The sequence below is a fragment of the Shimazuella sp. NTD247 genome (genome assembly GCF_059510415.1).
Map to the genome: position 1 here is coordinate 293,563 of NZ_JCAJZU010000001.1, position 13,476 is coordinate 307,038.

The 13,476-nt window shown below is 35.7% G+C and carries 14 protein-coding genes and 3 pseudogenes; 10 read left to right on the forward strand and 7 right to left on the reverse strand.

From position 1 onward, the window contains the following. Positions 1–134: 134 nt before the first annotated feature. Positions 135–281, forward strand: a pseudogene (locus AC5WOC_RS01385) (helix-turn-helix domain-containing protein); the annotation flags it as partial. Here AC5WOC_RS01385 and AC5WOC_RS01390 read toward each other — a convergent pair. Continuing rightward, positions 223–792 (reverse strand): AbrB family transcriptional regulator, encoded by a 570-nt coding sequence (locus AC5WOC_RS01390; RefSeq protein ID WP_496053611.1) that lies wholly within the window; start codon positions 790–792, stop codon positions 223–225. The pseudogene AC5WOC_RS01385 and the gene AC5WOC_RS01390 sit on opposite strands and share 59 nt — an antisense overlap. A gap of 71 nt (positions 793–863) precedes the next feature. Here AC5WOC_RS01390 and AC5WOC_RS01395 point away from each other — a divergent pair. Continuing rightward, positions 864–1,055, forward strand: a pseudogene (locus AC5WOC_RS01395) (hypothetical protein); the annotation flags it as partial. A 19-nt stretch (positions 1,056–1,074) separates the two neighbouring features. Here the strand turns inward: AC5WOC_RS01395 and AC5WOC_RS01400 are convergent. Continuing rightward, positions 1,075–1,623 carry an undecaprenyl-diphosphatase gene (locus AC5WOC_RS01400; RefSeq protein WP_496053612.1) on the reverse strand — a complete coding sequence of 183 codons (549 nt, stop codon included), beginning with the start codon at positions 1,621–1,623 and terminating at the stop codon, positions 1,075–1,077. Positions 1,624–2,132: 509 nt separating this feature from the next. Between AC5WOC_RS01400 and AC5WOC_RS01405 the strand changes: the two genes are divergently transcribed. The 3 genes from AC5WOC_RS01405 (at position 2,133) to AC5WOC_RS01415 (ending at position 4,868) form a co-directional block, all read left to right on the forward strand. Further along, positions 2,133–2,804, forward strand: a complete 672-nt coding sequence (locus tag AC5WOC_RS01405; RefSeq protein ID WP_496053613.1) for a phosphatase PAP2 family protein — start codon at positions 2,133–2,135, stop codon at positions 2,802–2,804. Positions 2,805–3,037: 233 nt separating this feature from the next. Beyond that, entirely contained in the window at positions 3,038–4,003 is a 966-nt protein-coding gene (locus AC5WOC_RS01410; RefSeq protein ID WP_496053614.1) for an FTR1 family iron permease, read from the forward strand. A gap of 448 nt (positions 4,004–4,451) precedes the next feature. Then, positions 4,452–4,868, forward strand: coding sequence for a stress protein (locus tag AC5WOC_RS01415; RefSeq protein ID WP_496053615.1), 417 nt, complete (start codon positions 4,452–4,454; stop codon positions 4,866–4,868). Positions 4,869–5,240: 372 nt separating this feature from the next. Here the strand turns inward: AC5WOC_RS01415 and AC5WOC_RS01420 are convergent, their stop codons facing one another. Beyond that, positions 5,241–5,531 (reverse strand): hypothetical protein, encoded by a 291-nt coding sequence (locus AC5WOC_RS01420; protein ID WP_496053616.1) that lies wholly within the window; start codon positions 5,529–5,531, stop codon positions 5,241–5,243. A 273-nt stretch (positions 5,532–5,804) separates the two neighbouring features. Between AC5WOC_RS01420 and AC5WOC_RS01425 the strand changes: the two genes are divergently transcribed. The 5 genes and pseudogenes from AC5WOC_RS01425 (at position 5,805) to AC5WOC_RS01445 (ending at position 10,445) form a co-directional block, all read left to right on the forward strand. Beyond that, entirely contained in the window at positions 5,805–6,734 is a 930-nt protein-coding gene (locus AC5WOC_RS01425; RefSeq protein WP_496053617.1) for a Gfo/Idh/MocA family protein, read from the forward strand. Between the two features lie 187 nt (positions 6,735–6,921). Further along, positions 6,922–7,446 (forward strand): hypothetical protein, encoded by a 525-nt coding sequence (locus AC5WOC_RS01430; RefSeq protein WP_496053618.1) that lies wholly within the window; start codon positions 6,922–6,924, stop codon positions 7,444–7,446. A 1,315-nt stretch (positions 7,447–8,761) separates the two neighbouring features. Continuing rightward, entirely contained in the window at positions 8,762–9,082 is a 321-nt protein-coding gene (trxA, locus tag AC5WOC_RS01435; protein WP_496053619.1) for a thioredoxin, read from the forward strand. Positions 9,083–9,401: 319 nt separating this feature from the next. Then, positions 9,402–9,575 (forward strand): annotated as a pseudogene (locus tag AC5WOC_RS01440) (MFS transporter); the annotation flags it as partial. Positions 9,576–9,764: 189 nt separating this feature from the next. Further along, complete coding sequence (locus AC5WOC_RS01445) at positions 9,765–10,445, forward strand: zinc metallopeptidase (RefSeq protein ID WP_496053620.1); 681 nt, start codon at positions 9,765–9,767, stop codon at positions 10,443–10,445. Between the two features lie 98 nt (positions 10,446–10,543). Here the strand turns inward: AC5WOC_RS01445 and AC5WOC_RS01450 are convergent, their stop codons facing one another. From AC5WOC_RS01450 to AC5WOC_RS01465, 4 genes are all read right to left on the reverse strand, one after another. Then, on the reverse strand, positions 10,544–11,512 hold the full coding sequence (locus AC5WOC_RS01450; RefSeq protein ID WP_496053621.1) for a sporulation protein: 969 nt from the start codon (positions 11,510–11,512) through the stop codon (positions 10,544–10,546). 52 nt (positions 11,513–11,564) lie between these two features. Next, a complete protein-coding gene (locus AC5WOC_RS01455; protein WP_496053622.1) occupies positions 11,565–11,762 on the reverse strand; it encodes a hypothetical protein in 198 nt (65 codons plus the stop codon). Positions 11,763–11,798: 36 nt separating this feature from the next. Next, positions 11,799–12,464, reverse strand: a complete 666-nt coding sequence (locus AC5WOC_RS01460) for a serine/threonine protein kinase (RefSeq protein WP_496053623.1) — start codon at positions 12,462–12,464, stop codon at positions 11,799–11,801. 68 nt (positions 12,465–12,532) lie between these two features. Then, positions 12,533–13,267: a thermonuclease family protein gene (locus AC5WOC_RS01465; protein WP_496053624.1), complete on the reverse strand. Its 735-nt coding sequence runs from the start codon at positions 13,265–13,267 to the stop codon at positions 12,533–12,535. Positions 13,268–13,476 lie beyond the last annotated feature (209 nt).

A 13,476-nucleotide genomic window follows, 5' to 3' on the forward strand; every position in this document is an offset into this window, starting at 1 on the left:
GTGGGATGAAAGCGAGCATCAGAAGAAGATACTTTTTTGTTCTTTCGTAAGTTTGACTATTTTTCAGATAAGCTTGACAAATGGCGAACATACTATCTATAATGTTTGCAAAATTCCAACAAGGGGGTGATTCCATGCATAAAGCTTTTTCTTACCGTCTTCGACCTACCAAAGCACAGGCGACAATGATCCATAAATCCATCGGTTGTAGCCGTTTTGTATTCAATCATTTTCTTGGTGAATGGAATAAAGCGTATCAAGCAACCGGAAAAGGGCTGACCTCATGATGTTAGCACCGGCTTCATCTTCAATTGACGCCATTGCAGTTGTACCACCTGGAGTTGTTGCAAACAAACTAGTGATTAGATTAACGTTACTATATCGTTTTAAAACCCAGCCAGATAATAAAGCTAGAAAAATAGAGAAAAGAAACATGGAAACAATAACATAGGAATTATCTTCAATTGTATCTAATATAGCAAAAGTAACTTGCTGACCTAATTGCACACCTAATATAAATTGTCCCATTTTTCGGAAATCTGAACACATAGGTCTTTTATTTTCAAGATTAGACCATTTTGGATTCCACAAAGATAATGCCATGGAACAAGAAAAAGCCCCGATAAGCCAACCTATGGATAGCCCGCTACATGATCCTAGATACCCTCCAATAAAACCCGATAAGAGCAAAAGTATGGAAGATTCACGAAAGAGCATGATCATTATTTCTATCCTTCTTTGTGTGAAAATGAAAAATAGCAAAGAAAGCCTTTTATTTATTTGCATCTCCATATAAGCAAATAAACTATTTAGAAACTCATCCTAATCAAGGGTGAGTTTCTATTGTAGTATTTCTATTAAGTCATTGGCTGACCATTCTATTTACATTCGCTTTAGGAACAGCAGGCGGCGACCTTATAGCAGAAGGGCTTAATCTAGGATACTGGTTATCTGCTGTAATATTGGCAGCAATCATAGGAGTTGTTCCCATTTCCTATAATTACTCCAACCTGAATCCAGTTATAGTTTGGATTGCGTATAGAATGAATAGACCTGACAAATGTTCAAAGTTCTTTATAAAGATTCGGAAGGGTTTTGCTTTTGACCAAAAGGGATTTTGTTTAGAATCTTTTGTCCAATGCCTAGTTTATTAACTAAAAATGCTACTACTGTTCCTATCAAAATACCTCCTAATACATCTGTAGGGTAATGGTGCCCTACATAGATTCGAGAAAAACCAATAAACAATGCGACTAGAATAAGTGAAATGCCTAATTTTCGATTGTAAAACCATAGCGCCAAAGCAATTGCCATTGATCCAGTAGTGTGATCACTAGGGAATGAGGAATCAGCAACATGTGGTAACAGCATGTGTACATGGTGTGCTACAAAAGGCCGTGGGCGATAAGATATTAATCCAATTAAGAAATTTACTCCTATGGCTAATGATGCTGTTAAAAAACCATTTACAGTAGCCAATCTACTGGACGGACGAATTGCTAGAATAAGGAGAACTGCAATATATAGATAAGGACCATACGAAGTTAAACTTTCAAAAAAATGATCCCACCAAAAATGTTGTCCTGCAAAATGATTGATCCATTGAAAAAGCTGATAATCCAATATGAAATCCTCCTTCTTGTGGTTCTAAAGTTTTGTTCACATGTTACATAAAAGAAGGACTAGCTCCATGTCAAAAAAGTTCATTTTCATTAATCAACATTTTTTGTCTTCTGATTGTCAGTGAAAAGATAAGAACAATATCTTTCATTAGTAAGTCATGGAAGGATACCGGTAAATTACCTTCCTTTTTTGATTTTTTCTTTCCTTGACTCTAAGATAAGAAGTAACCACTTTATCTCTTAGGGAAGGATATAAAGAAAAAATAGAACCAATAAAAGGGACTTCTACGATGGATGGAAAGTTCACAACAAGAATTTTTTTCTATATTTCTGGAAAATGTTTTGCTTTTCCTTCTTGGTTAAGTCGTATTGTGTATCATCTGTATAATGATCGTCTTAAAAAACGAAATTGACTACATGGTTATGAGAGAAAAGGTTCATACTAGTCAAACGGAAAAACAAAATACAAAATAAATAACTTTATACAATTTGAATATAAGGATGAAATCTATGAAATCATTCAATATCTTGTCACCTATCAAAAGATATATGCTTATTTCTGTATGTGTGTTGTCCTTATTCACATTTGTCTTTGCAAAATTTGCTGATGAATTGGTTGAATCAGAGTTATATCACTTTGATCAAATAATTATCGACAGAATTGAATCGTTCGTAAACCCACAGCTTACTTCTATCATGAAAATGTTTACTTTTTTCGGGTCACCCATTGCTCTAAGTTTACTCTTGCTGATTTCTGCATCGTGGATGACTTGGCAGAAAAAACGTTGGGAAGCTTTATTTTTAGTGATCGGAGTATCAGGAGGAGGAATATTTAACTTATTCTTGAAATGGGTCTTTCACCGTCAAAGACCAACTTTACATCGGTTAATTTCGGAAAAGGGATATAGTTTTCCAAGTGGTCATTCCATGAGTTCCATCATTTTTTATGGGATGTTATGTATGTTACTGATGGTATTCTTAAATTCACGAAAAGCAAAACTAGTAGTCATTTTGACTACCATGTTTGTCATCATAATGATTGGTTTAAGTAGAATTTATTTGGGAGTCCACTATCCAAGCGATGTTTTTGCTGGATATGCAGCTGGAGGAGCTTGGTTAACTGTTTGCTTAATGGGACTGAGGTTTGTATTGGAGCGGAGGAAGAAAAATAAGGAATTATAGCTATGCGCAATATGATAATATTAGTGTAATTACGTTTCACCGTTTTTCGTATAATACCTATAAGGTGTCTTTTTTGTATAGAAACAAAAGGAAATGTTTGTAGAATTATAATAGAAAAAACAGGTAAATGACCCAATTACCTTGACACACAAGAGATAAAAAAATAAAATTATGCAGGACATTCATTGATAAAGATTATCATTTTCAAATGTTTTATTTTGGGGGAGAATGTAGTGATAAGAAGGTTATTTAACGTAAAAACGATTCTCATTTCCGTTTCTTTACTATTAGTGATTGGCGTGATCATCTGGCAGGGTGTAAATTATCACGGAAATCCTGATCCTGCTGCTAGAAACATCACGCCAGGTTCGGCTATTATAAATACAGCTATTCTTATTTTTCGAGAGGGATTAGAGGCGATTTTAGTATTATCCGCTATCATCTCTGGCTTAGTTCGGAAAAAGCAAGATAATTATTGGAAACCTATTTCGGCAGGAGCAGGGGTATCTTTCTTGGCAACACTTGCTACATGGTTTATTGTAGTTGGGATAATTGCTTCTGTGAACGCATCAGAACTAAATATTCAAGCTGCTACAGGCTTGTTAGCAGTTATCGTTTTATGTATTATTATGAACTGGTTTTTTCATAAGATATATTGGCAAGGGTGGATTAACCTTCATAATCGAAAAAAGATCAAAATCACCGACAATAGTAAGGAATTAGTAGAGAGGAGCACTTTTTGGTCTCTTTTTATATTGGGGCTTACATCTGTTTATCGTGAAGGATTTGAAGTCGTTCTTTTTCTACAAAATTTACGATTAAAAGTTGGCTCTGGTGTTATTTTAAAAGGAGCACTAATTGGATTAGCTTTAACGATGATAGTAGGTGTTCTTACCTTTTTAGGGCATCGTCGTCTCCCCTATAAAAAAATGTTAGTATTTACAGGCGGTCTTTTAGTCGTAGTTTTAGCTGTAATGGTGGGAGAAACGGTTCAAGAGATGCAACTAGCAGGCTGGATTGGTACAACCACTATCCCTCTCCATTTTCCTGAGTGGATGGGCACTTGGTTCTGCATTTTTCCTACAGTGCAGACTTTATCGTCTCAAGCTATAGCTGTGATTTATGTCCTTGGTTCATATTTACTCGCTCGATACTTAACAAAACAAAAAGCAGCTAAACAACGAGCTCAGGTAGCTTAATTTGCTGATAATTTCTCGTTTTCGTGATAGTTTTCGCATGCCATCCCTTCTTTTTTTGCTGAAAAACGAGAAAAAATAACAAGTTGTAAATAAATCCTTGAGTTGATCATTACTTTTGCTCAGGACGAATATAAAGTATCTCTGAGTGTATAACACGAAATGACTTGAGTTCCCATGTGGTTCTCAAGTTTTTTTCTATTTTCAATGAGAGATAGGAGGGCGGATTTCTTTTTGATCACGATTTCATGCCACGATAGATATCAGAGGGATCAGGTTCCCAGCTTGATCAACTCAGTGGGAATCGTTAATTCACCGAATTGTCAAACTTTAAAAAAAGCTTTTCTTCTATGAGAACTTGTTTTGATATAGAGTATCTCAAACATCACTCTTTTTCCTAAATAATCCTACTTATTCTAAATTTTACATTTTTTAGTTATATTGATAATATTTGAAATGGGGATGCAGTTCTCTCTTTTGTCTACTAATTTATCAAGGGGTGAAAGTTATGTCTGCAGATGTAGGACTAGATGTTAGCATTGATGTTCTTGGAATAGCGAATGCCATTAAAGATGCAATTAAATCGGATGATAATCGAGCGGGATTTGTGAAAAATTTAATGGAACAAACATTTTATGCTGCGGGTCAACAGTACAATGTAATGGTTTTTAACTTGAGCCAAGAGTATGAAGATCATTTTAACGGTGTTAAATTTTATGCTTCAGCAACATATGATAGTGTCGTTTATGGAATTTGGGCTTTCGATGATGGAGAATTTACCAATAAAGGAGACGGGGGATGGATAAATTGGGCTTTTAGAGGCTGGTTTGATCGTGATGGTGGTTATGTAAAATTTAACCGACCATAGATTTTTATTTTTCATCTAGACAAAAAATCAGAAATATATAACATTATTTTAAAAGAAAGAATTAATCCAATAAAAAGTGCCACTCAGACGAGTGGTATTTTCGTATTATAAGGTCGTCTGGAACAAAAATAAGAAGTTTTACAGAGGGATTTTTCTCCTACACACGTAATCGACAGTTTCATTAATGGATAGCGGAACCACATAAATGTATTTGGAGAACCTGTCAAATCAAACAAGCCATCACAGAACATTTTTTAACATGTAATGGCTTATTCTCTTATTTATAGAATATAGGATTTTATCTAATCGATCTCTGCCAGCGCCAAATAGTGGTGCTGACAGAGAGTTGAATCAATCTGAAGCTACCATTGATTACAGATGAACATCTCCGATGAAGAGAGCAGCAATACTGCCACCATTAGCACTTAGGTTAACCACCTGAGAAACTCCTGATCCCTTCGTCTTGACTGACTGAATCTTGACGTTGGGCTCGTTGCTGGGCTCGTCTAGCTTTTGCTCAATCCTAGTTGCCAAAGTCGATGCTGCTTGACCTTCGATCTCCTCTCCGTCGAAACGGACAATGGGTTTATCGTCAGGGAAAAACGTAACTCGACAACGTTTTTCATCTACGATGGCCACAACTGTAATGGACGTAACAGACATTAAATCTCCTTATTCCATAGCATTGGTTCTTCAGCTTACAAGTGTAGTATAAATAAATTTCAAGTTAAATGAAAGCTAAACTAGGGGTTCAAGGAAGATACAAGTTTAAAACATAAATCCCCTTTAAAAATACTGTTGAAACGATGAAGATTTCTCATACCACTGTTTATCACTATTTGGAAAAGTAGAAGTAACATTTTATTTACTACTTATCAAATTGTTAATAGATGGGAAAAATGTGTGTGGTAGATATTAGAAGAATGGAGTAAAAAAATGAGACTCCCTAAAGTTGCAATAGTAGGATTAGGTTCGATCGCACAAAAAGCTTATCTTCCGCTATTGAGTATAGAAAAGAATTGGAAATTGATTGGTGCTTATTCACCAACGAAAACGAAAAGGGATAAACTATGTAGACAATATCGAATGAAATCGTTTTCTGATATGCAGTCACTATTATCAGAATGTGATGCTTTATTTGTGCATACCTCAACAGATACACACTATGAAGTTGTTCATACAGCTCTTGAAAATGGAAAAGATGTCTATGTAGATAAGCCATTAGCATCCACCATCGAACAATCAGAACGTTTGGTAGATTTATGCAGGAAAAATAAACGAAAACTGATGGTTGGGTTTAATAGACGATTCGCGCCATTTTATGTACAAGCAAAAAAAAGGATGAATGAAGTAGCATGGATTCGTATTGAAAAACATCGTGTAAATGGAATAAATCCGAACTTCAAGTATGATTTTACTTTACTTGATGATTATATTCACTTAGTAGATACTGCTAGATGGCTAGGAGCAACTACTATCGCAAGTGGCATTATTTCGACTACAGAGCAGCATGAGCTAATTCATACGCATCATTTGTGGGGATCAGATAAACATTGGGTTACAACTGCTATGCATCGAAATTCTGGAACAAATTTAGAGCAAGTAGAAATTGTTTCAAATGGTTCCATCTTACGAGTGAAGAATCTAGATGTAATGGAAATAGAAGAAAACGATGTTGTTACTATGAAACTCTCAAATCCTTGGGATTCTATTCTTAAACGTAGAGGATTTGAAGGAGCAGTTGATCACTTTATAGAATGTTTGATAGGTGACAAGGAACCCGTGGTCAATGGATGGGAAGGACTTCAAACACAAAAATATATTGAGCAAATGATAAAAAATGGAGACTTAAATAGGATATTTTAAGAAACAGGAGTATAGTTTTTATCTCCTGTTTCTATTAAAATGAGAATCATTGGTTTTCTTATGAAAAAAGAGAATATTTCACATTTTTTGTTTGCATTTAATCCCTATTTGATAAAATATTAGTAGATGGAAAATATTAATTAAGATGATATGAATTTGAAAAAATACTTTTCTATGTTATTGGCTTTTGTCTTTTGTCTTTAGTTTCTCTTTATTACTTGTAACTCCAACTACAAAAACTGTACATGCAGAAGGAACGCAAATTGATACAAATAAACTTTATTACCTAGTTCCAGAACACAATCTTAAACGTGCGTTAACTTATCAAGTAAGTGCAAGTAATTGGGATTATGTCCGTGTATCTGGTAGAGATGGATCAAGCGAAAAATATCCAGTAGGTACTTCTGTTCGCTTGATTGATAAAGGTGACAATCAATATGTCATTCAAATGCAGCAATCGACACATGGAGGATACAATTCCTTTACAATTAACCATAGCAATTGGAGTGCTTGGCACAATTACATTTATTTGGATCGAGAATCAAGTGCACAAAAATGGACATTTAAACCATATCAAGACGGTTATAAGATAGAACATGAAAACAATGCTTGGTATCTAAACATTGTTGGAAGTGGTTGGTCAAATGATTCAAGAGAATGGGTAGTAGTCTCCCAAACACCAGAAAAGTTTTTCCTTGTACCTGCTGAATGATTATTTAGTTCTTCTTCGTTATTATAGCTTGCGAGTGAGAAAACCAAGCTTGTTCGAAGCAAAGAAATCAATAAATACAAACCATGGGGCGCACGGGGTTAGTTTTGGCAATGAAATAGTCATGATATAGTTCCAAAAATCCAATAGCTTTAGCCATATGGAGTTGTCAATAAACTAAGGCTTAGAACGCTGTGTTGTTTGGAATTATGGATCATTCAAGTTACTTTATTTTTTCAATACAGAGTAAGTCGATCCAATCAAGTGTAATAAATATGAAAGTATAACTGATACACCGAAACTCACGAAACAAAAGCCAAAAACCCTTGATATACAAGGGTTTTTGGCTTTTTATGTTTGTTTATAACTTTTGTTATCATACAATATGGTTCTTACCATTTACATAACAATGGAGAAAATGACAGATTGGATATTTTATGAATGTTTACAAGATGCTCTTTGGATTTCATACCAATTCATCACTGGTTTGATCATAATGCTATCGAAACTTAACTACTAGAACACTGGTAACCGGTGTTCCATCATGTGGGTACATTTCTAACTGCATGGTATGGGTTGATGAGACATCCCGAACTTAGGAATTTTACAAAACAAAAAAAGAGCCTCAGTCAAAGTGAAAGGACACTAATTAAGAGGCTATTCGCTTAGTCATATGAGAAAGTGATGGTGGGATTAATCCACAGGCGGAGCCAAAGTCATTCTCGCTACTGCGCCAAATGCGAAAGTAGTTTCATCTTTGATTCATGGGTTGGATTTAGAAGGCGAGCTCATTATTGTAGCTAGTTCATAAAGCCGTAGGATTCTTGGGACGGCAGTCTTGTGACTGCTTCATTACCAAGCTAACCCCGTGAGCCCCACGGTTGAACAGGATTATTTTATTACAACATGGAATAGACCTACTGCTTGGTTTTCGTATTTTAGACTATCCATTAAATGTAATTGGAAATATTTTATCATATGAATATATGTTCGAAAAGATATTTTCTGAAAAAAGTGTTGGACCTTTGAGAGGGATAGACCCTCTCTAGTTCAACGCTCGTTATCATCCCACGATTCAAACCGTGGGTTTTCTCATTCGCAAATTTATAAATTACCAACATGAGTAAACCAATTCTAGATGGATAGAAAATCAGCTGAGCCTATTGAATCACGCAATATATCTGGAGATGCAGAGAACAAACTATTCAGGAACTTGACGCAATCAGGTATATAGCCTTTATTAATCAAATAATCGATTGAATAATAATATTATGATATAAAGTTTGATTATCATTGTCACAAAGAGGTGGTACTCGCGATGGGTGCAATAAAACTGACAAAAAAGACATTTTCAAGTTATATCAAGTCCGGCGTAACTTTGATTGATTTTTGGGCGCCCTGGTGTGGTCCTTGCAGAATTCAACTCCCGATTGTAGAGGAATTAGCGAATGAACTGAAAGGGCATGCAACACTAGCCAAAGTCAATGTCGACGAAGAGACAGAATTGGCTTCACAATTTGGCGTTCGGAGCATCCCAACATTGCTGTTGTTTAAAGACGGAAAACTGATCGAGACTATAGTTGGATTAAATCAAAAATCTGTCCTTAAATCAAAAATCTTAAAGGTTGCTGGCAAATAAAGCGATTTGGAGGAAAAATCGGTGACACTACGATCAAGTAGGTTGTTGCCGATTTTCAATGAGGATGGAAAAAGGGATATTTTTTAAAAAAAGATAATCTTTGCAGGCGCAGATACTGCTTTTGGACAGGGAGGACACCTTGAAGGCGCACTCCGATCAGCCAAATGCGCAGTATCAGAACTCATGAAGATAAATAAAACGAATGGATGATGTGTTCGATTCCATACGATCATATCTCTTAAAAAGCAAAGTTCCAATATTTTGTTTGAAATAAGAGGAGAAATACATGTCAGATGGAAATTTAGCATTTCAGGAAAAAATGGAAAGTCTCCCTGACTCAATAAAAGAATACATGTCATCTCCAAAGAAGCAGCAACAGTTGTATAAGAGAACGATGAAAATCGTCATTACTTCTCAAATTTTTGGCGGGGCAGGCTTGGCTGCAGGAATTACAGTGGGTGTACTGCTTGCCCAAGACATGCTTGGCACGGATACTGGTTACGAGAAACTCGACCTAATAGCATATATATGTATTTTTAGAGATCGCTAAATTTCAGATTCATAATTCAGTAACATTTTATTTATAAATAAAACAATGTTATATCGTATAATGGATTTACAATAAAAGGTTCATTTCCCTAAAAAGATCAATAATCGATTGTTTTACTCCAGGAGGTTTGACATGTCAATTCTTCTATACATTGTTTCTATCCTAGCATTTGGTCTTACGATATGGGCACAGTTCAAGGTGAAAGGGAATTTCAGCAAGTGGTCTCACTATCAAACGCATTCAGGAATAACGGGTGCTGAGGTTGCGAGAAGGATTCTAGATCAAAACAGTTTACATGGCGTTCCTGTTGAAATGGTTCATGGACAGTTGACAGATCACTATGATCCAACAACTCGTGTTGTTCGTTTATCAGAAGGTGTATATGCAGGTTCTTCCATCGCATCCATTTCGGTAGCAGCACATGAATGCGGTCATGCGATTCAACATAAAGAGTCTTATAGAGCTCTCTCCGTACGACATCGTATGTTTCCATTAGTGAACTTAACTTCTGGAATTGCACCTATTCTACTTTTGGCAGGTATTTTTCTCAAATTGTCCGGTTTGCTTCTTTTAGGGGTTCTTTTCTTCTCGATAGCTGTTGCTTTTCAATTGGTAACATTACCAGTAGAATTTAATGCCAGTAGCAGAGCGAAACAAATTCTTATACGAAACGGTTTTATTCATAGAGATGAAGAACATGGAATGAATAAAGTACTGAGTGCTGCAGCCTTCACGTATGTAGCAGCTGCATTATATGCTGTCACTGAATTGTTGCAATTTGTGTTTCTTTTCTTTCAATCCGATGATGATTGATAGGGAAGCTGCTTAAGAGATGAAAGTGAATTAGAATCATAAATTTTAAATAACCTTGATAAGAATGAAAAAAACGCCTGCTAGGCGTTTTTTATTTTTTAGTCTTCTTCATCGAAAAAGTCTTCCACATCATTATCGTCTTCACCAAAAAAACCACTGTTATCATCATCATCATCGTCGTCATCATCATTGTCTAACATTTCAGATAGAACGTAACCACCGATTGCTCCCGCAGCAAATCCACCTACAGCAGCTCCAACTCCGCTTCCATGATGTTTATGCTCATGATCTTCGTAATAATGATGTTCATGGTGTTCATAGTGCTCATGATGACTGGAATGAGAACCAGATCCATAGGAATAAATCAACTCTTCTAACAAATCTTTAAAATACGATTCCAATCGATAGGTGTCATGGAGTAAATGATGGTCTAAAAATACATGATGTTTGATTTCTTTTTCATGTCCATAGGAGGATAAAACGTCTACTTCTAGAAGCAAATCCAATCCATCTGGCAACACGGCAACCGTAAATTCTACTTCTTCGATCTGCCCTCTAAAATAACTCGTTGGATAGAGTTCAAATTCTTGAACCTGTCCATTAAAGGAGCGTGAATCATGTTTTTCATGAAAACCAAGGCCTTGCAGTGCAGTAAGCACATTTTGCAGTTCATGAGGAGGAACGATAGAAATAAAATCACGATCTGTATGATCTTTTCCACCGATGATATCCAATTCGGTTTCAAAGAAGTAGGAAACAGTATGACCGGATATCGGCAGATTTGTTGGAAGTCGGAAATCAAATGGAAAAGTTTTTTGTTCGTTAGGGTGAATGACAAAAGTTGTATGAAATGGAACTCGACTTACCGTTTGATGAAAATGATGTTCGTGATCATGTATTTCTAACTGCAATTTTACATCTATTTTATCAACTGATTGCTCTACCGATCCCCCGTAGACATTTAATTCTCCCTTTACTTCTTCCCCTGGAGAAAAGTGATCCTGGTAAAGCACAAGATCTACCTTAGCTCCGCCTTGTCCCAGACTAGCCATTAACTTTTTAAACAATCCAATCTCCTCCTGATTTTTTGATCTATTCTAAATGTAGAGACAGAGTCTGTTAGAAAATTAGTTTTACGACGCCAATGATAAAAACGATGATCCCAATACCTGCTAAAAATAGAGAGAATATCAACCATAAAATATTCCCACCAACCTCTGAGAAGTCCAGCTTTAAAATATCTAGAAACTGACTTCCTAACTTGAAAATTCCTAAGATAATCGCTGCAACAAATAGTCCAATCCCTAACCAAATCATGACATTCAGCTCCATTAGATGTGAAATTTCTTTGGATTAAAGTGATATAAAGTTTTGCAATTGAGAGAATAGGTGAGAAACATGCTGATCCGTTTGATACTTCTCTTTTACTCTTTCTAGTAAATTGGATGGAATTTTTTTCTTTCGTATCAATGGATAGAAGCGATGATAGCCTTCGACAAGATGCTCCCAGCGATGATCATTTCCCGATTTTGCATATTCTGAGACATCCACAATTTTAACGTGATTATCTTGAAGGATAACGTTTTTTAAATGGATATCTCTTGGATTTAATCCTTGCTGCCGAATGTATTCTCTTGCTTCCTCTACCTTGTCTATTATTTGGATAGGGATGTCTATTCCTCTTTCCAGACATTGATATAAAGTTGGACCCCTTTCGTAAGATAATTTTAAATAATGGGGTCCTTGTTCATAACAAGTTGCAAAGAAACGATTGGTTTTCAATTGCTGATAGATCAGAAATTCTTGACTGCATTTCCATTTGGCTTCTTCTGTATAGACTTTATAAACAGAAGAAGTATCTGCCTGATGTTGGACTACAATTGCATCTGTTCCTATTCCAATTAGTCGAAAAGAAGAAGGGATTTGTGAAAGTTGTATCCTTGTCTCGTCTCCAAGCTGGATTCGTATTTCATTTAGCTGCTTGATAATATTGGGTTGATCGGAAAGGGCAGGGTCCATATTCTATATTTCAGTTCCTTTCTATTTGTAGAGTTGATAGTCATTTCGCAGCATAAAAAAAAGAGCTTCTAGTTCCAACAGTCTTGAACCTGACTGCGATGACGACCACTAGCTTTTGCATCTTCTTCGGTTTTAAAATAGATTCGATTTTCTTCTTTGATGGTATCTGCTACTTGTTTACAACTAGCAGGATGATACACATCACTGTTTGAGCTTGCTATAAATCCGTTTTTGTTCACCGTAATTTTTATTTTGTCGGATTTTACAGCCTCTGGATGAAATCCATCAGATTGCACATAGTTATTCAATGACCAGATTCCGATTTTTTGTTGTTTTGCCTTTGTTTCCATTTGTTTATAGGTGTCTATGTATTTTTGATTTTTTGGATCTTGATAGACACGAACCAATCCATTTTCCAGCAGGCTTTGCTCTACACTTTTTCCATCAACATAAACATAAGCTAAAAATCGTTTATAAGGATCTCGAAAAGAGGTGTCTTTTTCTAATGTCACCGTTTTGGATGACTGAATCAGATGGGTAAGAAAGGTGGTTGCTTCATCTGCAAAAGGTTGTTTCCCATCTTTTGGATCGTTTAATTCTGGGGCATCCACTAACAACAGACGAACAGTTTCGGTTTTCTTCTTCATTTTCACCTTAATGGTGTCTCCGTCGATAACAGTAACGCCAGATGAAGGAATTTCTACTTTTTTGTTATCTGCTGAATCTTGATTTCCACAAGCAGATAGAAGAAGAGATGCTAGAAAAACGGTAGCAATCGGGATAAAACGGGGTTTTGGTTTCAATTTGTTCACCTTTCTCAATACAATAAGATGTGTCTTACTTTTGATCATACTAGTCACTAGTATACGAGTTCGGTAAAAAATATCAATAGATTTTATGTATTCATACAAAACGTTATATTTCGTAACAGAAAAGCAATCTATTTGTAATCATTGTGAAGACATTTTTTCTCAAGGAAGCAAAAAAATAGTTGTAAAATTCCCGAAATATA

Bases quoted from the DNA above. Each gene is read 5' to 3' on its own strand.
- AC5WOC_RS01425 (WP_496053617.1), top strand. From the start codon at position 5,805: ATGAGACTCCCTAAAGTTGCAATAGTAGGATTAGGTTCGATCGCACAA.
- AC5WOC_RS01445 (WP_496053620.1), top strand. From the start codon at position 9,765: ATGTCAATTCTTCTATACATTGTTTCTATCCTAGCATTTGGTCTTACG.
- trxA (WP_496053619.1), top strand. From the start codon at position 8,762: ATGGGTGCAATAAAACTGACAAAAAAGACATTTTCAAGTTATATCAAG.
- AC5WOC_RS01455 (WP_496053622.1), bottom strand. From the start codon at position 11,762: ATGATTTGGTTAGGGATTGGACTATTTGTTGCAGCGATTATCTTAGGA.
- AC5WOC_RS01420 (WP_496053616.1), bottom strand. From the start codon at position 5,531: ATGTCTGTTACGTCCATTACAGTTGTGGCCATCGTAGATGAAAAACGT.
- AC5WOC_RS01460 (WP_496053623.1), bottom strand. From the start codon at position 12,464: ATGGACCCTGCCCTTTCCGATCAACCCAATATTATCAAGCAGCTAAAT.
- AC5WOC_RS01405 (WP_496053613.1), top strand. From the start codon at position 2,133: ATGAAATCATTCAATATCTTGTCACCTATCAAAAGATATATGCTTATT.
- AC5WOC_RS01390 (WP_496053611.1), bottom strand. From the start codon at position 792: ATGGAGATGCAAATAAATAAAAGGCTTTCTTTGCTATTTTTCATTTTC.